This is a genomic window from Bradyrhizobium niftali (assembly GCF_004571025.1).
GTDB classification, from domain to species: Bacteria; Pseudomonadota; Alphaproteobacteria; order Rhizobiales; family Xanthobacteraceae; genus Bradyrhizobium; species Bradyrhizobium niftali.
The window spans coordinates 38,139-58,533 of sequence record NZ_SPQT01000008.1 but is presented as its reverse complement, the minus strand read 5'-3'; the positions used below and the strand labels follow the sequence as shown (position 1 = coordinate 58,533).

The window sequence follows — 20,395 nt, the reverse complement described above, 5'->3', positions numbered from 1 at the left end:
CATCTGCCCGGCTAACCCACCCTACGAAACCGTTTGTGTCGCTAGCCCGCCGGGCCGTTGTCCTCGATGATCGGGCCGAACAGCTCCCAGCGCTCGCCGTTGAACTTCATCATCTGCATCTGCTTGTTGACGCGATAATCGTTCGGTCCGGTGTTGATCTTGATGCCGGGCAGCGCGAAGCTCGGGGTGAAGTCCTTGATGTTGGCGACCTGCTTCATCACGTTCTCACGCGACAGGTCGTCGCCGCACTGTTTCAGCACCTGCGTCAGCAACTCGGCGACCGAATAAGCATAGGTGTTGACCGTGTTGAGCTTGTCGCCTTCGGGGAAATACTTGTCCATGAAGGCGAAGAAGGCCTTCACGCCCGGATCGTCCTTCCACTGCGGGTCACTCGGCTCCTTGCCGTATTGGGTCGAGATGATGCCCTTGGAAATGTCGAGGCCGGCCGGCTTCAGCGTCGCCGAGATCGGACTCGCATTGATGTCGAGGATGTGCACCGGCGTCCAGCCGAGCTCGGCCACCTTCTTGATGGCCTGCGCCGCGAACTTCGGCGTCGAGGCATCGTAGAAGAGATCGGCGCCGAGCGACTTCAGCTTGACCACCTGCGAATCGACGGTCGGGTCGGTGACCTCGTAGGACACTTCGCCGACAATCATGCCGGCGGCCTTGTCGCCGAGGCCGCTCTTGAGGCCGGCGAGATAGTCGCGGCCCATGTCGTCGTTCTGGTAGAGCACGCCGATCTTGGCATTGGGGTGATTGGCGAGAATGTACTTGGCGTAGATGCGTCCCTCGGACACGTAGTTGGGATTGTAGGCGATGGTCCAGGGATAGTTCTGCGGATCGTTGAAGCGTGCGGCGCCGGTCGAGGCCAGCAGCTGCGGGATCTTCTTGCTGTTGAGATATTTTTGCACGGCGGCGTTCGCGGCCGTGCCGATGATCTGGAAGGTGAACAGCACTTCGTCGCCTTCGACGAGCTTGCGCACCTGCTCGACCGTCTTCGGCGGCGAATAGGCATCGTCGTACTGGATCAAATTGATCTTGCGGCCGTTGATGCCGCCCTGATCGTTGATCATCTTGAAGTAGGCGGCCTGGGTCTTGCCGATATTGGCATAGACGGAATAGGCGCCGGAGAACGGCACGGTCTGGCCGATCTTGATCTCGGTGTCGCTCGCGCCGGTGTCATATTTCTTCTGGGCGAGGGCTTGGCTGGCGGAGAACGCGAAGGCGAGCGCCGCCGTGGCAGTTATGAAGGCTCTGCGATTGCTCATATTGGGTTGTTCCTCCTGACGGAATTTCCGGCCGACGGTCTTTTTCCGTTGATTGCAACGGTCGCCATCGCTGCCGAAGAGTGTGGAGGAACGTTCGCCGTCGCGCAAGGATCGCGGCGCTGCGCCGTAGCGTCTCAGGGCAAGGAAATTAACCAGCAGTCTCAGGCCAGGAACAATGCCACCAGCGCGATGGCCGCCGGCAGCGCCTGCACGATCAGGATGCGCGTGCTGACGGTTGCCGCGCCATAGGCGCCGGCCACGATCACGCAGAGCAGGAAGAATGCCTTGATCTGGAATGCGAAGGCCGGGTTGCCGTGAAGCAAGCCCCAGATCAGGCCGGCGGCGAGGAAGCCGTTATAGAGGCCCTGATTGGCAGCCATCACCTTCGTGATCGCGGCCTTCTCCGGCGTATTGCGAAAGACCTTCAAGCCCTGCGGCTTGTCCCAGAGGAACATCTCCAGGATCAGGAAGTAGGCGTGCAGCGCGGCAACCAGCGCCACCAGGATATTGGCGATCAGATTCAAGTTGAGCTCCCCCAGCGTCAGCTTTCGGGTGGACGGTAGCACGTCCGGCATGGCAATTGCGATGCCTGTTCCGAATTGATGGTGTGCAATGGCCGGTCGATCAGCATCTCCGCCCGAGAGTTTCGGCCTCGATCGTCTGGCGACGCCGATCGGAACCGCTCTGCTCGTCACCGACGACGAGGGCGCCCTGCGCGCGCTCGACTGGGACGACTACGAGCACCGCATGCGCGAGCTGCTGCGCCTGCATTACGGCGCGGTGGATCTGAGCGAGCGCTCCGCGCCGGCAGCGATGAAGGCCGCGCTGTCGGATTACTTCGCCGGCGATCTCGGAAGGCTTTCGGCCATCGCATGGCGCATCGCCGGCACACCGTTCCAGCAAAAGGTCTGGACCGCGCTTGCCAAGATCCCCGCCGGCACCACGATGAGTTACGGCACGCTCGCCGCGAAGATCGACACGCCCAAGGCCATTCGCGCCGTCGGCCATGCCAACGGCTCCAACCCGATCAGCGTGGTGCTGCCCTGTCATCGCCTGATCGGCGCCAACGGCTCGCTGGTGAAGTATGGCGGCGGTCTGGAGCGCAAGCGCTGGCTGCTGCGGCATGAGGGGGTGGAGGTTTGAAGGCGTAGCGCGCGCAACCTCTCTCCTCGTCATTCCGGGGCGCCGCGCAGCGGCGAGCCCGGAATCCATCGCGCCACCAACTTCGCGGATGAATGGATTCCGGGTTCGCGCTACGCGCGCCCCGGAATGACGAGGGGAGAGAGGGGCGCGCGACCGCCGTCACGCCGCCGGCTGAACCGCCTTGTCGCCGGCCATCACATGGGTCAGCGCGCTCTTGATCGCGGACTGGCGGGTCGGCGCGTTGATCTGCGCGCCGAGCAGGTCGGTGACGTAGAATACGTCGCGCGCGCGCTCGCCGAAGGTCGCGACGTGGGCGGAGGCGATGTTGAGGTTGAGCTTCGAGATCGCGGTGGTCAGCTCGTAGAGCAGGCCGGGCCGGTCGAGACCGGACACCTCGATCACGGTGTAGCGGTCGGACCACTGGTTGTTGATGGTCACTTCCGGCTCGATCACGAAGGGCCGCGCCTTGCTGCGCACGGTGCGCCGCGCCACCACCTCGGGCAGGCGCAGCTTGCCTTCGAGCACGTCCTCGATCATCTCGCCGATCCGGGTGGCGCGCCGTCCCTCGTCCTCGTCGCGGTCGTATTCCCGGGAGATCGAGATCGTGTCGAGCGCGCGGCCGTCGGTCGTGGTGTAGATCTGGGCGTCGACGATGTTGGCGCCGGCGGAGGCGCAGGCGCCCGCGATGATCGACAGCAGCCAGGGATGGTCGGCGGCGAAGATGGTCAGCTCGGTGACGCCGCGCACCTCGTCGAAGCCGACATTGATCGCGAGCTTGTGGCCGGCCTGCTCGCTGGAGCGGACGAAGCGGGCGTGGCGGATCTTGCGCGGCAGCTCGACCTTGAGCCAATAGGCCGGATAGTGCCGGGCGATATAGGCATCGAGCTCGTCCGCCGGCCATTCGGCGAAGGCCATGCGGAATTCGGCATGTGCGGCCACGAGGCGTTTGCCCCGATCGACCTCCGAGAAGCCGCCGGTCAGCACCGGCTCGGTTTCGTAATAAAGCGAGCGCAACAGCTGCGCCTTCCAGCCGTTCCATACGCCCGGGCCGACGCCGCGGATGTCGGCGGTGGTGAGGATCGTCAGCAGCTTCATCTGCTCGACCGACTGCACCACGGCCGCGAAATTCTCGATGGTCTTGCGGTCCGACAGGTCACGCGACTGCGCGACCGTGGACATGGTCAGATGCTCCTCGATCAGCCAGGCCACGAGCTCGGTGTCGGCCGCGCTGAAGCCGAGCCGCGGGCACAGCCGCCGCGCCACCTTGGCGCCGGCGATCGAGTGATCCTCCGGCCGGCCCTTGGCGACGTCGTGCAAGAGCGTGGCGATGTAGATCACGGAGCGGTGCTCGGGCCGGGACTTGCGCATCAGGTCGCTCGCCAGCGCGAACTCCTCGATGCCGCCCCGCTCGATGTCCTGGAGGAAGCCGATGCAGCGGATCAAATGCTCGTCGACGGTGTAGTGATGATACATGTTGAACTGCATCATCGAGACGATCTTGCCGAAGGCGCGGATGAAATGGCCGAGCACGCCGGTCTCGTTCATGCGCCGCAGCACGATCTCCGCGTTGTCGGAGGTCAAGATCTCCATGAACAGGCGGTTAGCTTCGGGGTTCTCGCGAAGCTGGGCGTTGATCAGGCCGAGCGAGCGCGTCACGTCGCGCATCGCGTCGGGATGGAAGGCGAGGTTGTTCTTCTGCGCCAGGCGGAAGATGCGGATCAGGTTGACCGGATCGTGCTTGAAGACGTCGGGCGCGGCGACGTTGATGCGGTTGTTGTCGACGATGAAGTCGTCGCTGTCGGGGACGCGTCGCTTGACCGGGGTCGGGCGCAGCCGCGCCATCATCCGGCTCAAGACCGGCGCAGGCTTGGCCTGCTGGTCCTCGAGCTTGGCGCAGAGAATGGCGGTGAGGTTGCCGACTTCCTTGGCGACCAGGAAGTAGTGCTTCATGAACCGCTCGACGTCCTGCATGCCGGGATGCGAGGTGTAGCCGAGCCGGATCGCGATCTCGCGCTGGAGGTCGAAGGAGAGGCGCTCCTCGGCACGGCCGCAGTAGAAATGCAGATTGCAGCGCACCGACCAGAGGAAATCGGCGCAGCGGCGGAAGCTGCGATATTCCTGCGCGTCGAACACGCCGCGCTCGACCAATTCGTCGGTGTCGCGGACGCGATAGACGTACTTGGCGATCCAGAACAGCGTGTGCAGGTCGCGCAAGGCGCCCTTGCCGTCCTTGACGTTGGGTTCGACCAGGTAGCGCGACTGGCCGCCGCGGCGGTGCCGCTCCTCGCGCTCGGCGAGCTTTGCGGTGACGAATTCGGACGCCGTGCCCTGCACCACTTCCTTGTCGAAGCGTTCGACCAGCTCGTCATAGAGCGGCTGGTCGCCGGTCAGGAAGCGCGTCTCCAGGATCGCGGTGCGGATCGTCATGTCGCCGCGCGCCTGCCGGATCGATTCGTCGACCGAGCGCGTGGCGTGTCCGACCTTCAGCCCCATGTCCCAGAGGCAATAGAGGATCGCCTCGGCGACCTGCTCGCCCCAGGCCGTCTGCTTGTAGGGCAGGATGAAGAGCAGATCGATGTCCGATTCCGGCGCCATCAGGCCGCGGCCATAGCCGCCGGTCGCCACCACCGCCATGCGCTCGGCGCCGCTCGGGATCGGCGAGCGGTAGAGATGGCGGGTCGCCGCCGAATAGAGGATGCGGATGATCTCGTCCTGCACATGGCACAGCCGCTCGGCGCAGCGACGGCCATGGCGGTCCTTCAGCAGGATCGCCTGTGCGGCGGCGCGCGACGCGATCAGCTCGGCCTTGAGCAGTTGCGCCATGGCGGTGCGGAACGCGTCCTCGCGTCCGTTGTGCTTTTCGGCAAGCGCATCGACCGCGGCGGTGATCCGCGCGGTGTCGAAGCGATCGTCCACCTCTTGCTTGTGCTGTGTCGCGACGCTGTCCATGCCTCATCGGATATAAGAGGTGACAGGCGCTGTCACCCGCCATTCGCTGGCAATAGTCGTTCCATGCTTGAAAAGCCCGGCATCGGGCAAAGTTGTTCTCGGGCGACCCGCCTTCAAGGGTGGGATTTTCTCGTTGACCTCTAGATATAACTCATTGAAAAACAATGAAGTTTTTGAGGAGGCCGGGCATGACCAAGGTGACACGACGCATTCTGTTGGCGGGAGCAATGGCGCTCGCCATGACCCCCGCCGCGCGGGCGGCCGATCCGCTCAAGGAAATCCGCATCGACTGGGCGACCTACAACCCGGTGTCGCTGGTCCTGAAGCAGAAGGGGCTCCTGGAGAAGGAGTTCGCCAAGGACGGCATCACCATCACCTGGGTGCAGTCGGCCGGCTCCAACAAGGCGCTCGAATTCCTCAATGCCGGCTCGATCGATTTCGGCTCGACCGCGGGCTCGGCGGCGCTGGTGGCGAAGATCAACGGCAACCCGATCAAGTCGATCTACGTCTATTCGCGTCCCGAATGGACCGCGCTGGTGACGGGCAAGGAGTCCAAGATCGCGAGCGTTGCGGATCTCAAGGGCAAGCGCGTCGCGGTGACGCGCGGCACCGATCCGCACATCTTCCTAGTGCGCGCGCTGCTTGGTGCCGGCCTCACCGAAAAGGACATCACGCCGGTGCTGCTCCAGCACGCCGACGGCAAGACCGCGCTGATCCGCGGCGATGTCGATGCCTGGGCCGGGCTCGATCCGATGATGGCGCAGGCCGAGGTGGAGGAAGGCGCCAGGCTGTTCTATCGCAAGGCCGACGCCAACACCTGGGGCATCCTCAATGTGCGCGAGCAGTTCCTGAAGGACTATCCGGACATCGCCCGCCGCGTGCTCGCAACTTACGAAGAGGCGCGCAAATATTCGTTGGCGAACTACGACGATCTCAAGAAGACCTTCATCGCCGTGACCAAGCTTCCCGAGGCCGTCGTCGACAAGCAGCTCAAGGAACGCACCGAGCTGACGCATAGTCACATCGGCGCGCCCCAGCGCGAGTCGATCCTCGCCGCGGGCCTGGCGTTGCAGCAGGCGGGAGTCGTCGACGCCAAGGTCGACGTGAAGGCGACGTTGGACGCGCTGATCGACGACCAGGTCCCGCTGCCGACGAATTGAGGGCGGTTGGGAAGAGCGTAGCTGCCGCAGCAAACACCGTCGTCGTCCCGGGGCGCGAAGCGAGCCCGGGACCCATACCCCCAGGGAGCGGTTGTGGTACGAAGGCGGTAACTCCGACTCCCCGTAACCACGTCTCCCTGTGGTTATGGGTCCCCGCCTTCGCGGGGACGACGCAAGAAAGCGCGGCAATAGTAGTGTTGCATTCCCTGACCAGACGCGCTTCCTACCGGCCATGATCTCCGACGCGCCTGCCTTGCAACGATCCTCTGATACGGCCGAGAGCGCCGCTGCGCCCTCGCGCGTCGCGCGTTACGCGCGGCCGGTGCTGGGTGTGCTGTTGCCGCTCGCGCTCGCGCTCGGCTGGGAGCTCGTGGTGTGGTCTGGCTGGTCCAACGGCCGGCTGGTGCCGCCGCCCTCGCGCGTCCTTGTCACCATCGTTGATCTCGCCCGCTCCGGCGAACTCGTTCGTCACATCGCCGCGACGCTGTGGCGCGTCGGCCTCGGCTTCGCGTTCGGCGTCGTCGCCGGCACGCTGCTCGGGGCGATCTCAGGCTATTGGTCGCTGGCGCGCCGGCTGCTCGATCCGACCGTGCAGGCGCTTCGCGCGATACCCTCGCTGGCTTGGGTGCCGCTGTTCATCCTCTGGCTCGGCATCTTCGAGACCTCGAAGATCGCGCTGATCGCGGTCGGCGTGTTCTTCCCGGTCTATCTCGGCGTCATGGGCGCGATCCTCTCGGTCGATCGCAAGATCGTCGAGGTCGGCCGCACCTTCCGCCTGTCCGGACCGGCGATGATCCGCCGCATCCTGCTGCCCGCGGTGCTGCCGGCCTATGTCGTCTCCTTGCGCGTCGGCCTCGGTCTCGGCTGGATGTTCGTGGTGGCGGCCGAATTGATCGGCGCCTCCGAAGGCCTCGGCTATCTCCTGCTCGACGGTCAGCAGCTCGGCAAGCCCGCGCAGATCCTCGCCGCCATCGTGATCTTCGCCATGCTTGGCAAGCTCACGGACTGGCTGATCGAGGTCGGATCCGCGCCCTTCCTGCGCTGGCAGGACGCCTTCGGGCGCGCCGGGGGAGCGTAACGCGATGCTGGCGCTCGACCGGGTCGGCAAGACCTATCCCAACGGCGTCGAGGCGCTGGCGCGCTTCTCAGCCGAGATCAGGCAGGGCGAGATCGTCGCCATCATTGGCGGCTCCGGCTGTGGCAAGTCCACGCTGCTGCGCGCCATCGCCGGCCTCGACCGCGCCTCCTCAGGCACGGTAACGCTCGACGACGAGGCGATCGCCTCGCCGCACGCCAAGATCGGCATCATCTTCCAGGAGCCGCGGCTTTTGCCCTGGCTCAGCGTCGCCGACAATATCGGTTTTGGCCTTGCCGATCTGCCCGCGGCTGAGCGGCGCGCGAAGGTGGCGCGCGCGCTCGCGCGCGTCGGGCTCGCCGACAAGGCGCAGGCCTGGCCGCGCGAGCTCTCCGGCGGGCAGGCGCAGCGCGTCGCGATCGCGCGGGCGCTGGTGCCGCAGCCCGAGGTGCTGCTGCTCGACGAGCCGTTCTCCGCGCTCGACGCTTTCACCCGCAGGGATCTCCAGGATCATCTGCTCGACCTCTGGGCCGATACGCGCCCGACCTTGATCCTCGTCACACATGACGTCGACGAGGCCGTGGTGCTGGCCGACCGCGTGCTGGTGATGCGGCCGCGGCCGGGGCGCCTGTTCGACCAGATCGAGATCAACCTCGGGCGGCCGCGCGACCGCAATTCGCCGCTGTTCGAGAACTTCAAGCGAAGTGTGCTGACGTCACTCGACCGTTCGCTCGACCGCAGCGTGCCCGACCGTGACGCAACCCTGGGTCCCGGTCAGGCCATGTGGTGGTGACAATCTCTCCCCAAGCCGGTACATCGAGAGGCGATTTTTCCGGGAGAGAACGAAGATGGACGCTGCCCAACTGCGCCAGATGCAGGCCCCGATCAAGGAACGCTACAAGACCGATCCCAAGACCGCGCTGATCACGTTGAAGGCCAAGGGCTCGACCGACAGCGACGGCATCGCCTGCAAGGTCGAGACCGGCCGCGCCATCGCGCTTGCCGGCCTGCATCCGGCCACCGGCGGCTCCGGCCTCGAACTCTGCTCCGGCGACATGCTGCTCGAGGCACTGGTCGCCTGCGCCGGCGTCACGCTGAAATCGGTCGCGACCGCGATCGAGGTGCCGCTCAAGACCGGCAACGTCTATGCCGAGGGCGATCTCGATTTCCGCGGCACGCTCGGCGTCGACAAGGAGACGCCGGTCGGCTTCGCCGAGATCCGTCTCCGCTTCGAGGTCGACACGCCGGCGCCGCAGGACAAGCTCGATCTCCTGCTCAAGCTCACCGAGCGCTATTGCGTGGTCTACCAGACCATCAAGAACGGCCCGAAGGTGTCGGTGTCGATGCAGCGGATGTGAGACGCGGGCCGCAGCCCAACAATCGGTGTCGTCCCGGCGAAAGCCGGGACCCCCGCGCGAGCACTTGCTCGTCGCGATTAGCCCAGATGCTGATTGTGTCGCGATACTTGCAACTACGACCGTTTAACACAGCGAAGCCTGTGGCTATGGGTCCTGGATCGGCGCTCACTCTGGACAAACGCGTTTGCCAGGAGTTCGCTTGTCCAGGACGACGAAGAAAAAATGTCCCCCGACCTCCACTTCATCCTCTTCCTCCTCCTGCGCATGGCGATCGCGGCGGCGCTCGTCGTGACGGCCTCGATCATCACCGAGCGATCGGGTCCCGTGATCGGCGCACTGATCGCGACCCTGCCGGTCTCGGCCGGTCCGTCCTACGTCTTTCTTGCCATCGACCACGACGCCGGCTTCATCGCGCAGGGGGCGCTGGCGAGCCTGCCGGTGAACGCGGCGACCATCTTCATGTGCCTCACCTATGTCGTGCTGTCGCAGCGGCACAATCTCGCGGTGAGTTGCGGCAGCGCCGTCGCGGTGTGGATCGTGCTGGCCACGATCATCCGCCAGTTCGACTGGTCGCTCACGGCCGGGCTTGCCGCCAATCTGATCGCGTTCGGCATCTGCATTCCACTGCTCGCAGGCTATCGCCACGCGAAGATGCCGCTGGTGACACGGCGCTGGTACGACGTCCCCATGCGTGCTGCGCTGGTCGCGATCCTCGTCGCCATCGTGGTTTCGACGTCGGGCTGGGTCGGCCCCCGCATCAGCGGTATCATCGCGCTGTATCCGGTGGTGTTCTCCAGCATCATGCTGATCCTGCATCCACGCATCGGCGGTCCGCCGACCGCCGCCGTGCTCGCCAACTCCGCCTGGGGCCTGCTCGGATTCGGCATGGCGGTCGCGGTGCTGAACGTCGCCGTCACGCAGTTCGGCTCGGCGATCGGCTTGAGTTGCGCACTTGCCACCTGCATCGGCTGGAACCTGACGCTGTGGTGGATGGGGCGACGGAAGAGGGCGGTGCATTAGCCGCGCCGCGCTTCGTGGGGCGAGGTATGCTACGCTTGGGACCCCAGCCCTGCGTCAGGATAGATGGTTACCGGGGCTGGCAGACCCGCTAAGCTGGCAGCAGAGCAAGATCGGGGCGTGCGGTGGAGGGATTGTACAAGGTCGAATACGATATCAACGACGGCTCCGGCCGCAGCGTTCTGTACGCCCATGCCGGGAAAATGCTTGGCGGCAACACGGCCTTCGCTCACTTCGGCACCTACGAGATTGTGGACGGCGAAATCGTCGCCAGGCTCCGGACGAAGCGCCACAGCCGGTCGCCGCAGCACAGGTCGCTAGTCAGTTCCGACGCCGTCACAATCAGCATTCGCGGTCGACAGCAGGGCAAGATCTGCCGCTTCGAGGGAGAAGTGGTCGAGGACGCCGCGGTGTTTCGCGCCGTGATGACGCCGCTCGGCGACGATGACGTTCCCCCGCCCGGTGCGGTCGGCGAGGGCGGCATCGTCAGCGGACTCTATTCGATCGACATCCGGATGCTGGATGGAATTGCCGGTGGCCATACCGGCGTGATGTTGCTGCGCTACGGCCGCATCCTCGGCGGCGATGCCTTCTTCTATTATCTCGGCGCCTATTCTTCGGCGAACGGTCGCTGGAAAGGCGAATTCGTCAATCAGGAACACACGCCGGCGAAGAGCGAGCATCCCTTGTTCGGTGGCTACGAGGTGGGCATCGGCTTCTCCGGCCACTGCGATGACAAGGGTGCTGAAATGGAAGCGACCGCGCTCGCCGGCAAGCGCAGCATCCGCCTCGCCGCCACCTTGAAGCTGATCGAGCCGTTTGCCGGGGCGGGCCGCTGACGGCCAGTACGCCGGCGAACACGGCCAAGGAAGGTTCGCTGGCACTACTTCGGCAGCTTGGCCTTCAGCGCATACAGCGCATCCAGCGCCTCGCGCGGCGACATCTCGTCGGGGTGCAACGCCTTCACGGCGTCGATCAGCAGCTCCGCCTCGCTCGGCGGCGCCGACGCGCGAGAACAGGCGGTCGATGATGCCGATGGGCGCGCGTGGCCGGCACGAAGCTGCCGATCTGCGCGAGCAGGGCGATCAGCGCGTTCTGGCGCAGGAAGGTCGACTTGCCGGCCATGTTGGGACCGGTGAGCAAGCGTCTGGCGATGGATGACGGTGGCATTCAGCGGCGCCGACATCAGCTTGTCGCCGTGTTGCGCGGTCACCTCGACGAAATAGCCGAGCACGTTGTTGTGGCGGATCTTCAGGCCCTTCACGCCGGTGTCGTCGGCGTAGCGCGCCTGCATCGAGGCCACCACGAGGCGCGAGGCGTCGGTCCGCCGACCGCCGCCGTGCTCGCCAACTCCGCCTGGGGCCTGCTCGGATTCGGCATGGCGATCGCGGTCATGCACGTCGCGGTGGTGCCGTTCGGCGCGGCCGTCGGCTTGAGTCTTGCGCTCGGCACCTGTGTCACCTCGAACCTGACACTGTGGGGCATCGGCCGGCGTGCGATGCACAAGGTGCACAATAAGCGCCGTGAGACTACGGACACGATGTGACGTCGCGAAAGACTTGTCTGGCGCGAATTCATTCGAGCAAGCAGCGCGGCGCCCCGCAAGCCGTTGAGTGACAAATGTCATTTCAAATCGTGCCCAGACTGCCGCCAAGCGCCGTGCGCACCGGTGACTTTCCCCCGGCTGCTGCTTTCCGACATTTCTATTAGAACTTTGTTCGAGCTTTTCCCGTACGAATCAACTTGCATACCCCGCGTCCGACACCGCCCGCGTATATTTTGGCGGATCTCTATTCAAGTGATCGGACCTGCGGGAACCGCCGATTGGAATACGGCATCGCTGCCGCGCGGTCACATCCGGTGCTATTCGAGATGGAGCTTCTTTGATGTTTGGACGTAACTCTCGCAGTGATGCAGACGCACAGCTCGCCGCCATCGGCCGCTCGCTGGCCGTGATCGAATTTGCGATGGACGGTACGATCCTTACGGCCAACCAGAACTTCCTGAAGGCGCTCGGCTACTCCCTCGACGAGATCAAGGGGAAGAAGCACGCCATGTTCGTGCCGGCCGATCAGCGCGACGGTGCCGACTACAAGGCGTTCTGGGCGCAGCTCAACCGCGGCGAGCCGCAGGCCACCGAATTCAAGCGAATTGCTAAGGGCGGCCGCGAGGTCTGGATCGAGGCGTCCTACAATCCGGTGCTCGACAATGCCGGCAAGCCGGTCAAGGTGGTGAAGATCGCGACCGACATCACCGCCAAGAAGATTCGCGCCATGACGGAAGCCTCCAAGGTGTCCGCCATCAGCCGCGCCCAGGCCGTGATCGAGTTCAAGCTCGACGGCACCATCGTCACGGCCAACGAGAATTTCTGCGAGGCGCTCGGCTATTCGCTGGCCGAGATCGAGGGCAAGCACCACAGCCTGTTCGTGGCTCAGTCCGAGCGTGACGGCGGCGCCTATCGCGAATTCTGGGCCAAGCTCAACCGCGGCGAATACCAGGCCGGCGAGTTCAAGCGCATCGGCAAGGGCGGCCGCGAGGTCTGGATCCTCGCCTCCTACAATCCCCTGCTCGACGAGAACGGCAAGCCGTTCGGCGTCGTCAAGTTCGCAACCGACGTCACCGCGGAGAAGCTGAAGAACGCCGATCTCGCCGGTCAGATCGCGGCGATCGACAAGGCGCAGGCGGTGATCGAGTTCAACATGGACGGCACCATCATCACCGCCAACGCCAACTTCCTCGGCGCGCTCGGCTATTCGCTCGCCGAGATCAATGGCAAGCATCACAGCATGTTCGTCGACCCGTCGGAGCGCGACGGCGCGGCCTATCGCGAGTTCTGGGCCGCGCTCAACCGCGGCCAGTACCAGGCGGCGGAGTACAAGCGCATCGGCAAGGGTGGCAAGGAGGTCTATATCCAGGCGTCCTACAACCCGATCCTCGATCTCAACGGCAAGCCGTTCAAGGTCGTGAAATATGCCACCGACACCACGCGGCAGGTGCTCGTCCGCATGGGCAACGAGCGCGTTCGCGGCATGATGGAGTCGGTCGCCGCCGGTTCCGAGGAGCTCAACGCCTCGGTGCGGGAAATTTCCGAGGCGATGACCAAGTCGCGCGAAACCGCGTTGAGCGCGGTTGATCAGGTCGCGGCCGCCGACGCCCAGGCTCAGCGCCTCACCGAGGCCGCGCAGGCGATGAGTGGCATCGTCGAGATGATCAACAGCATCACCGGGCAGATCAACCTGCTCGCGCTCAACGCAACGATCGAATCCGCCCGCGCCGGCGAAGCCGGCCGCGGCTTTGCCGTGGTCGCCTCCGAGGTGAAGAGCCTCGCCAACCAGGCCAAGCAGGCGACCGACAAGATCGGCCAGGAGATCGGCAGTCTCAACGGCATCTCCGGCGACGTCGTCAGCGCACTCGGCTCGATCAAGCAGGCGATCAACAATGTCAGCGAATACGTGACATCGACCGCCGCGGCCGTCGAGGAGCAGAGCACGGTCACGAACGAGATGTCGACCAGCATGCAGCGCGCCGCTGCGGAAGCGGCGGCGATCGCGGCGCGGGCGTAGGCCAAACGTTCGGATGCGTAGAGTGGGTTAGCGCAGCGTAACCCACCAGCCTTTCCCGCTGCGGCAAAAGTATCGTAGCCCGCATGAGCGCAGCGACATGCGGGATCACGTGTCCCGGATGTCGCTTCGCTCATCCGGGCTACGGCACCGTCATTGCTTCGGCAGCTTGGCCTTCAACGCATACAGCGCATCCAGCGCCTCGCGTGGCGACATCTCGTCGGGGTGCAACGCCTTCACCGCGTCGATCAGCAGCTCCGCCTCGCTCGGCGGCGCGGCTTCCGCGGCGGCGCGTGAGGGCACGGCGAACAGCGGCAGATCATCGGCGAGGGCGCGGGCGGTCTGGCCGCGGTCCTGCGCCTCGAGTTTCGCCAGCACGGATTTGGCGCGCGTGATCACGGCCGGTGGCAGTCCCGCGAGCTTCGCCACCTGGATGCCGTAGGAGCGGTCGGCCGAGCCCGGCAGCACCTCGTGCAGGAACACGACGTTGCCCTGCCATTCCTTCACCCGCACGGTGGCGTTGAACATCCGCGGCAGTTTTGCCGAGAGCGCGGTCAGTTCGTGATAATGCGTTGCGAACAGCGTGCGGCAGCGGTTGCTCTCGTGCAGATGCTCGATCGCGGCCCAGGCGATCGAGAGACCGTCGAAGGTGGCGGTGCCGCGGCCGATCTCGTCGAGGATCACGAGCGCGCGCTCGCCGGCCTGGTTGAGGATCGCCGCGGTCTCGACCATCTCGACCATGAAGGTGGAGCGGCCCCGGGCGAGATCGTCGGCGGCGCCGACGCGCGAGAACAGGCGGTCGATGATGCCGATGCGGGCGCGCGTGGCCGGCACGAAGCTGCCTATCTGCGCGAGCAGGGCGATCAGCGCATTCTGGCGCAGGAAGGTCGATTTACCGGCCATGTTGGGACCGGTGAGCAGCCAGAGCTGGCCGGACTTTTGCGCAGGGCTCGGCGACAAGTCGCAGGCATTGGCAATGAACGGCTCGCCGTTGCGCTTGAGCGCCTGCTCGACGACGGGATGACGGCCGGCTTCGATCGCGAAGCCGAGCGACGAATCCACCTCCGGCCGCACATAGTTCTCGTCGACGGCGAGCTTCGCCAGCGAGGTCGCAACATCGAGCAGCGCAAAGCCCTGCGCGGCGGCACGCAGGTCGTCGCTGATCTCCAGCGCCTTGGCGCAGAGCCGCTCAAAAATCTCGAGCTCGAGCCCGAGCGCGCGGTCACCGGCATTGGCGATCTTGGCCTCGATCTCCCCGAGCTCCGACGTCGTGAAGCGCACCTGGCCCGCCAGTGTCTGGCGATGGATGAAGGTGGCGTTCAGCGGCGCCGACATCAGCTTGTCGCCGTGCTGCGCGGTGACCTCGACGAAATAGCCGAGCACGTTGTTGTGGCGGATCTTCAGGCCCTTGACGCCGGTGTCGTCGGCGTAGCGGGCCTGCATCGAGGCCACCACCAGGCGCGAGGCGTCGCGCAGGTTCCGGGCTTCGTCGAGGGCAGGCTCGTAACCCTGGCGAACGAAGCCGCCGTCGCGCTTGATCAGCGGCAGTTGCTCGTCGAGCGCCGTCGCAAACTCGGCCGCGAGCTCGCGCGATGGTCGCTTCAAGGCCGCCATCACCGCCGCGATCTCCTGCGGCGGCTGGTCGAGCTCGCCGAGCCGCGCCAGCACCTGGTCGGCGGCGATGATGCCATCGCGCAGGCCGGCGAGATCGCGCGGTCCGCCACGGCCGACCGAGAGACGGGCCAGCGCCCGCGACATGTCGGGCGCGCCGCGCAGGATGCTGCGGATGTCTTCGCGCGCGGCCGAATCGGCAACGAAGGCGCCGACCGCATCGAGCCGCCGTGCGATCGCCGGCGCATCCGTCAGCGGCGCCGCCAGTCGCTGCGCCAGCAGGCGCGAACCCGCCGAGGTCACGGTGCAGTCGATCGCATCCAGCAGCGAGCCGCGACGCTCGCCGGCGAGCGTTCGCGTCAGCTCGAGATTGGCGCGCGTGGCGGGATCGATCGCCATGGTCGCGCCTGAAGCCTCGCGCGCGGGCGGCGATAGCGGCGGGTGCTTGCCGACCTGGGTGCGGTCGACATAGGTGACGGCGGCGGCCGCAGCTGTGGCTTCGAGCCGGGTCAGCTGTGCGAGCCCATCCATGGTCGCGACCGCAAAATAGTCGCACAGGCGCTTCTCGGCGGTGGCGCCGTCGAAGACGTCGCGGGTCAGCGGTGTCACCGCCGGCAGTTCGCGCAAGGTCTGTCCGAGCTCGTTGTCGTTGTAGAGCGCGTCGGTGACGATCGCCTCGTTCGGATTGATCCGCGCCAGCGTCGCAGCGAGCTCGCCGCCCGAACATTCCGTCACCATGAATTCGGCGGTCGAGATGTCGATCCAGGCAAGCCCGAAGCGATCACCTCCGGAAGACGAGCGGGCGCGCGCGATCGTCAGCAGGTAATTGTTGGCGCGCGCATCGAGCAGCGTGTCCTCGGTCAGCGTGCCCGGCGTCACCAGCCGCACCACGCCGCGGCGCACCACGCTCTTGTTGCCGCGCGCTTTCGCGGCGGCGGGATCCTCGGTCTGCTCGCAGACTGCGACCCGGTGGCCGGCCGAGATCAGGCGGTGCAGATAATCCTCGGAGCGTTCGACCGGAACGCCGCACATCGGGATATCAGCGCCCTGGTGCTTGCCGCGCTTGGTCAGCACGATGCCGAGCGTTTTCGAGGCGATCTCGGCGTCCTCGAAGAACAGCTCGTAGAAATCGCCCATCCGGTAGAACAGCAGCAGGCCCTGATGCGCCGCCTTGATCTCCAGATACTGTTCCATCATCGGTGTGACCCGCGCGGCGGCGTCCGCCTGCGGCGCGGGCGTGGGTTCAGGGTCTGGCGCGGGAATGGGCTGTTGCATCGTCATGGGCGGCGCAACCTACAAAATTTCGCCCCGCGCTCCTATCGCTTTGGCCGGGGAGGGCGGGTTTTCCACGTTGTCCGCACGGAGCGAGGAGCCGCCACATTCTCATCGTCATTCCGGGATGCGCCGACAGGCGCAGGCCCGGAATCCATAACCCCGATTGGTGGTTATGGATTGCGGGCGCCCCGGAATGACGGCTGGGGTTTCACATGCATCACCCGCGAAACCGTCAATTGACCTGCCGCGGGCGCCCTCCTAAAACTCCGCCGACATTGAAGAATTTGGGCCGGATCGCGGCATTCAGGGAGAACAACGATGCGTGACGTCTTTATCTGCGATGCCGTGCGGACCCCGATTGGCCGTTTCGGCGGCTCACTCGCCAAGGTGCGCGCCGACGACCTCGCGGCGGCCCCGATCAAGGCGCTGATGGCCAAGCATCCCCATCTCGATTGGGCGCAGGTGGACGAAGTCTTCTTCGGCTGCGCCAACCAGGCCGGCGAGGACAACCGCAACGTCGCGCGCATGGCGCTGCTGCTCGCAGGTCTCCCCGACTCGGTTCCCGGCCAGACCCTGAACCGGCTCTGCGCCTCCGGCCTCGATGCGGTCGGTGCGGCCGGCCGCGCCATCCGCTCCGGCGAGATCGAGCTTGCGATTGCCGGCGGTGTTGAATCCATGACCCGCGCGCCGTTCGTGATGGGCAAGGCGCAGGAAGCCTTCTCTCGCTCGGCCGAGATCTTCGACACCACCATCGGCTGGCGCTTCATCAATCCGCTCCTGAAGGCGCAGTACGGCGTCGATGCGATGCCCGAGACCGGCGAGAACGTCGCCGAGGAATTCCAGGTCTCGCGCGCCGACCAGGACGCCTTCGCGATCCGCTCGCAGCAGCGCGCGGGTGCCGCGATCGCAGCCGGCTATTTCGCCGAAGAGATCACGCCGATCACCATTCCCGGCGGCAAGGCCGGTCCGATCACGGTGGACAAGGACGAGCATCCGCGTCCCGAGACCACGCTGGAAGGCCTTGCCAAGCTGAAGCCGATCGTGCGCAATCCCGGTACGGTGACCGCCGGCAACGCCTCCGGCGTCAATGACGGCGCCGCCGCGATGATCCTGGCGTCCGAAGCTGCTGTGAAGAAGCACGGCCTGACGCCGCGCGCCCGCATCCTCGGCCTCGCCTCGGCCGGCGTGCCGCCGCGTATCATGGGCATTGGTCCGGTGCCTGCCACGCGCAAGCTGATGGAGCGGCTCGGCAAGAAGATCAGCGATTTCGACCTGATCGAGCTCAACGAGGCCTTCGCCTCGCAGGGCATCGCTTGCATGCGCCAGCTCGGCGTTGCCGACGATGCCGATTTCGTCAATCCGCATGGCGGCGCCATCGCGCTCGGCCATCCCCTCGGCATGAGCGGCGCGCGCCTGGCGCTCACCGCCGTGCACGGCATGGAGAAGCGCGGCGGCAAGCTCGCGCTCGCCACCATGTGCGTCGGCGTCGGTCAGGGCGTTGCCGTTGCGATCGAGAAGCTGAATTGACCGTCCACGCAGTGGACCGTCATCCCGGGGCGGTGCGCTTGCACCGAACCCGGGATCTCGAGATTCCGGGTTCGATGCTTCGCATCGCCCCGGAATGACGAGGGAAGGGACCGTCCCATGATCATCGAGCGCGAGCAGGACGTAACGGCCGCGGCACTGGCGGTGATGGAGCGGACGTCCGATCCGCGGCTTCGCCAGATCATGGTCTCACTGGTCAAGCACCTGCACGCATTCGTGCGCGATGTTCGCCTGACCGAGGCGGAGTTCCGCGACGCCACCGCGATCGTGGCCGAGCTCGGCAAGCTGACGACCGACACGCATAACGAAGTCGTGCTGATGGCCGGCTCGCTCGGCGTCTCGCCGCTGGTGTGCCTGCTCAACAATGGCGATCAGGGCAATACGGAAACCGACCAGTCGCTGCTCGGGCCGTTCTGGCGGTTGAATTCGCCGCGGGTCGAGAATGGCGGATCGATTGTCCGCTCCGAGACACCGGGTGCGCCGCTGTTCGTCAGCGGCCGCGTCGTGGACAAGGACGACCGTCCTGTCGCGGGCGCGGAGGTCGATGTCTGGCACGCCTCGCCGGTCGGTCTCTACGAGAACCAGGACCCTGATCAGGCCGACATGAACCTGCGCGGCAAGTTCACGACCGACCAGGACGGACGCTTCGCCTTCCGTTCGGTGATGATGGTGGGCTATCCCATTCCGACCAATGGTGTGGTCGGCCGCCTGCTGAAGGCGCAGAGCCGGCACCCCTATCGCCCCGCGCATCTGCACGCCCTGATCTTCAAGCCCGGATTCAAGGTGCTGATCTCGCAGGTCTACGACCCCGCCGATCCGCACATCGACAGCGATGTGCAGTTCGGGGTGACGCAGGCGCTGATCGGCAAATTCCTGCGCCACGATACGCCGCATCCGGCCGCGCGCGACGTCGCGACGCCCTGGTATTCGCTCGACCACACCTACCGGCTCGAGGCCGGCGAAGCCGTGCTGCCACGTCCGCCGATCAAATAGGGCGCGTCTGTGCCATGCGCCGGCCCAGAGAGGCTGCTAAACTCGCTTCCCCCAATTAGTTATATCCTATAATGATTGGCGGAAGCATTGACCGGCCGGACCAAAATGGCCGGGGAGGAGTCGCCAATGACATTCATCTATCCCGTCGACAGCAACAAGGCGCATCCGCTGCCGCTGTCGCCCGAGTATAAAAGCTCGATCAAGCGCGCGCCGAACAAGCCCTTGATCCCGATGCGCCACACGCTGTCGGAATTGACCGGCCCGGTCTACGGCCACGAAACCGTGCGCGAGGGCGACAACGATCTCACCACCCAGCACAGCGGCGAGCCGATCGGCGAGCGCATCATCGTGCACGGCCATGTGCTCGACGAGGACGGTCGCGGCGTGCCCAACTCTCTGGTCGAGATCTGGCAGGCCAATTCCTGCGGCCGCTACGTCCATGTCCGCGACCAGCATCCGGCGCCGCTGGATCCGAACTTCACCGGCGCAGGCCGCACCCAGAGCGATGCCGCCGGCTACTACCGCTTCGTCACCATCAAGCCCGGCGCCTATCCGTGGGGCAATCACCACAACGCCTGGCGTCCCGCGCACATCCATCTCTCGGTGTTCGGTCACTCCTTCGTCACGCGGCTGGTGACGCAGATGTACTTTCCGGCCGATCCGCTGTTCCCGTTCGATCCGATCTTCAATTCGGTACCGGACGAGAAGGCGCGCGCGCGGATGGTCTCGTCGTTCGATCTCGAGAACACCCAGCCCGAATGGGCGCTGTGCTACCGCTTCAACATCGTGCTGCGCGGCAAGAACGCCACGCCAATGGAGAACCATTAAGTGCAGGACAACGTGAAGGACAACGGGATCACGCCATCGCAGACGGTCGGTCCGTTCTTCAAATACGGGCTGACGCCGACCGGTGACTATGCGTGGAACGACGCGTTCACCAATTCGACGCTGACGCCCGACGTCACGGGCGATCGTGTCCGCATCGAGGGCCGCGTGTTCGACGGCGACGGCGTCGCCGTGCCGGATTGCATGCTGGAGATCTGGCAGGCGGATGCCCAAGGGCGTTTCGCCGACCCGCAGGACAAGCGCGCGCTGCCGAATGCCAGCTTCCGCGGTTTCGCCCGCTGCGGCACCGACAAGGACGGCAATTATGCCTTCGACACCGTCAAGCCGGGCGTGGTGCCCGATCCCGACGGCAAGCCACAGGCGCCGCATGTCCTCCTTGCGGTGTTCGGCCGCGGCATGCTGCGGCATCTCTATACTCGGATCTATTTCAGCGACGAGGCCGGCAACGCCGCCGATCCCGTGCTGGCGCTGGTGCCCGCCGATCGCCGCGCCACGCTGATCGCGACGCGCGAGGCCGGCAAGGCCGTCTATCGCCTCGATCTGCGTTTGCAGGGCGACGACGAGACGGTGTTCTTCGACGTGTGAGGCAACGCGT

The 20,395-nt window shown here is 65.6% G+C and carries 16 protein-coding genes and 3 pseudogenes; 13 read left to right on the top strand and 6 right to left on the bottom strand.

The window, feature by feature from the left end; translation table 11 throughout:
- Window positions 1–41 precede the first annotated feature (41 nt).
- Together E4K65_RS16385 and E4K65_RS16380 are read right to left on the bottom strand one after the other, a co-directional pair.
- Entirely contained in the window at window positions 42–1,268 is a 1,227-nt protein-coding gene (locus tag E4K65_RS16385; protein WP_027542142.1) for an ABC transporter substrate-binding protein, read from the bottom strand.
- Window positions 1,269–1,429: 161 nt separating this feature from the next.
- Entirely contained in the window at window positions 1,430–1,843 is a 414-nt protein-coding gene (locus E4K65_RS16380; protein ID WP_167770863.1) for a DUF1304 domain-containing protein, read from the bottom strand.
- 37 nt (window positions 1,844–1,880) lie between these two features.
- Here E4K65_RS16380 and E4K65_RS16375 point away from each other — a divergent pair, with 37 nt between their 5' ends.
- Window positions 1,881–2,411 carry a methylated-DNA--[protein]-cysteine S-methyltransferase gene (locus E4K65_RS16375; RefSeq protein WP_135175060.1) on the top strand — a complete coding sequence of 177 codons (531 nt, stop codon included), beginning with the start codon at window positions 1,881–1,883 and terminating at the stop codon, window positions 2,409–2,411.
- Window positions 2,412–2,570: 159 nt separating this feature from the next.
- Here E4K65_RS16375 and E4K65_RS16365 read toward each other — a convergent pair whose 3' ends face one another.
- Window positions 2,571–5,360 (bottom strand): [protein-PII] uridylyltransferase, encoded by a 2,790-nt coding sequence (locus tag E4K65_RS16365; protein ID WP_135175059.1) that lies wholly within the window; start codon window positions 5,358–5,360, stop codon window positions 2,571–2,573.
- Between the two features lie 188 nt (window positions 5,361–5,548).
- On the opposite strand from E4K65_RS16365, the gene E4K65_RS16360 reads away from it, so the two are divergent.
- The 6 genes from E4K65_RS16360 to E4K65_RS16335 all read left to right on the top strand — a co-directional run bounded on the left by E4K65_RS16360 (window position 5,549) and on the right by E4K65_RS16335 (window position 10,809).
- Entirely contained in the window at window positions 5,549–6,520 is a 972-nt protein-coding gene (locus tag E4K65_RS16360) for an aliphatic sulfonate ABC transporter substrate-binding protein (RefSeq protein WP_167770862.1), read from the top strand.
- Window positions 6,521–6,752: 232 nt separating this feature from the next.
- Window positions 6,753–7,598, top strand: coding sequence for an ABC transporter permease (locus tag E4K65_RS16355; RefSeq protein ID WP_135175057.1), 846 nt, complete (start codon window positions 6,753–6,755; stop codon window positions 7,596–7,598).
- A gap of 4 nt (window positions 7,599–7,602) precedes the next feature.
- Window positions 7,603–8,388, top strand: coding sequence for an ABC transporter ATP-binding protein (locus E4K65_RS16350; RefSeq protein WP_135175056.1), 786 nt, complete (start codon window positions 7,603–7,605; stop codon window positions 8,386–8,388).
- A 55-nt stretch (window positions 8,389–8,443) separates the two neighbouring features.
- Window positions 8,444–8,953 carry an OsmC family protein gene (locus E4K65_RS16345; RefSeq protein ID WP_027542149.1) on the top strand — a complete coding sequence of 170 codons (510 nt, stop codon included), beginning with the start codon at window positions 8,444–8,446 and terminating at the stop codon, window positions 8,951–8,953.
- Window positions 8,954–9,175: 222 nt separating this feature from the next.
- Window positions 9,176–9,973 carry a hypothetical protein gene (locus E4K65_RS16340; RefSeq protein ID WP_135175055.1) on the top strand — a complete coding sequence of 266 codons (798 nt, stop codon included), beginning with the start codon at window positions 9,176–9,178 and terminating at the stop codon, window positions 9,971–9,973.
- A 122-nt stretch (window positions 9,974–10,095) separates the two neighbouring features.
- A complete protein-coding gene (locus tag E4K65_RS16335) occupies window positions 10,096–10,809 on the top strand; it encodes a hypothetical protein (RefSeq protein WP_135175054.1) in 714 nt (237 codons plus the stop codon).
- A gap of 44 nt (window positions 10,810–10,853) precedes the next feature.
- On the opposite strand, the pseudogene E4K65_RS50220 reads toward E4K65_RS16335, so the two are convergent.
- Window positions 10,854–10,946 (bottom strand): annotated as a pseudogene (locus E4K65_RS50220) (hypothetical protein); the annotation flags it as partial.
- Between the two features lie 16 nt (window positions 10,947–10,962).
- Window positions 10,963–11,291, bottom strand: a pseudogene (locus E4K65_RS16330) (MutS-related protein); the annotation flags it as partial.
- Between E4K65_RS16330 and E4K65_RS16325 the strand changes: the two are divergent.
- Window positions 11,292–11,516: pseudogene (locus E4K65_RS16325) on the top strand (hypothetical protein); the annotation flags it as partial.
- Window positions 11,517–11,856: 340 nt separating this feature from the next.
- Window positions 11,857–13,533: a methyl-accepting chemotaxis protein gene (locus tag E4K65_RS16320; RefSeq protein WP_135175053.1), complete on the top strand. Its 1,677-nt coding sequence runs from the start codon at window positions 11,857–11,859 to the stop codon at window positions 13,531–13,533.
- A gap of 150 nt (window positions 13,534–13,683) precedes the next feature.
- Here E4K65_RS16320 and mutS read toward each other — a convergent pair whose 3' ends face one another.
- Window positions 13,684–16,422, bottom strand: a complete 2,739-nt coding sequence (gene mutS / locus E4K65_RS16315) for a DNA mismatch repair protein MutS (RefSeq protein WP_135175052.1) — start codon at window positions 16,420–16,422, stop codon at window positions 13,684–13,686.
- 312 nt (window positions 16,423–16,734) lie between these two features.
- Here mutS and pcaF point away from each other — a divergent pair, with 312 nt between their 5' ends.
- The 4 genes from pcaF to pcaG all read left to right on the top strand — a co-directional run bounded on the left by pcaF (window position 16,735) and on the right by pcaG (window position 20,385).
- Complete coding sequence (gene pcaF, locus E4K65_RS16310; protein WP_135175051.1) at window positions 16,735–17,943, top strand: 3-oxoadipyl-CoA thiolase; 1,209 nt, start codon at window positions 16,735–16,737, stop codon at window positions 17,941–17,943.
- Between the two features lie 117 nt (window positions 17,944–18,060).
- Window positions 18,061–18,954, top strand: a complete 894-nt coding sequence (locus E4K65_RS16305; protein ID WP_135175050.1) for a dioxygenase family protein — start codon at window positions 18,061–18,063, stop codon at window positions 18,952–18,954.
- Between the two features lie 126 nt (window positions 18,955–19,080).
- Window positions 19,081–19,782 (top strand): protocatechuate 3,4-dioxygenase subunit beta, encoded by a 702-nt coding sequence (pcaH, locus tag E4K65_RS16300; protein WP_135175049.1) that lies wholly within the window; start codon window positions 19,081–19,083, stop codon window positions 19,780–19,782.
- Window positions 19,783–20,385: a protocatechuate 3,4-dioxygenase subunit alpha gene (gene pcaG, locus E4K65_RS16295; protein ID WP_135175048.1), complete on the top strand. Its 603-nt coding sequence runs from the start codon at window positions 19,783–19,785 to the stop codon at window positions 20,383–20,385.
- The last annotated feature ends 10 nt before the right edge of the window (window positions 20,386–20,395 follow it).

Bases quoted from the DNA above. Each gene is read 5' to 3' on its own strand.
- E4K65_RS16385 (WP_027542142.1), bottom strand. From the start codon at position 1,268: ATGAGCAATCGCAGAGCCTTCATAACTGCCACGGCGGCGCTCGCCTTC.
- E4K65_RS16380 (WP_167770863.1), bottom strand. From the start codon at position 1,843: ATGCCGGACGTGCTACCGTCCACCCGAAAGCTGACGCTGGGGGAGCTC.
- E4K65_RS16375 (WP_135175060.1), top strand. From the start codon at position 1,881: ATGGCCGGTCGATCAGCATCTCCGCCCGAGAGTTTCGGCCTCGATCGT.
- E4K65_RS16365 (WP_135175059.1), bottom strand. From the start codon at position 5,360: ATGGACAGCGTCGCGACACAGCACAAGCAAGAGGTGGACGATCGCTTC.
- E4K65_RS16360 (WP_167770862.1), top strand. From the start codon at position 5,549: ATGACCAAGGTGACACGACGCATTCTGTTGGCGGGAGCAATGGCGCTC.
- E4K65_RS16355 (WP_135175057.1), top strand. From the start codon at position 6,753: ATGATCTCCGACGCGCCTGCCTTGCAACGATCCTCTGATACGGCCGAG.
- E4K65_RS16350 (WP_135175056.1), top strand. From the start codon at position 7,603: ATGCTGGCGCTCGACCGGGTCGGCAAGACCTATCCCAACGGCGTCGAG.
- E4K65_RS16345 (WP_027542149.1), top strand. From the start codon at position 8,444: ATGGACGCTGCCCAACTGCGCCAGATGCAGGCCCCGATCAAGGAACGC.
- E4K65_RS16340 (WP_135175055.1), top strand. From the start codon at position 9,176: ATGTCCCCCGACCTCCACTTCATCCTCTTCCTCCTCCTGCGCATGGCG.
- E4K65_RS16320 (WP_135175053.1), top strand. From the start codon at position 11,857: ATGTTTGGACGTAACTCTCGCAGTGATGCAGACGCACAGCTCGCCGCC.
- mutS (WP_135175052.1), bottom strand. From the start codon at position 16,422: ATGACGATGCAACAGCCCATTCCCGCGCCAGACCCTGAACCCACGCCC.
- pcaF (WP_135175051.1), top strand. From the start codon at position 16,735: ATGCGTGACGTCTTTATCTGCGATGCCGTGCGGACCCCGATTGGCCGT.
- E4K65_RS16305 (WP_135175050.1), top strand. From the start codon at position 18,061: ATGATCATCGAGCGCGAGCAGGACGTAACGGCCGCGGCACTGGCGGTG.
- pcaH (WP_135175049.1), top strand. From the start codon at position 19,081: ATGACATTCATCTATCCCGTCGACAGCAACAAGGCGCATCCGCTGCCG.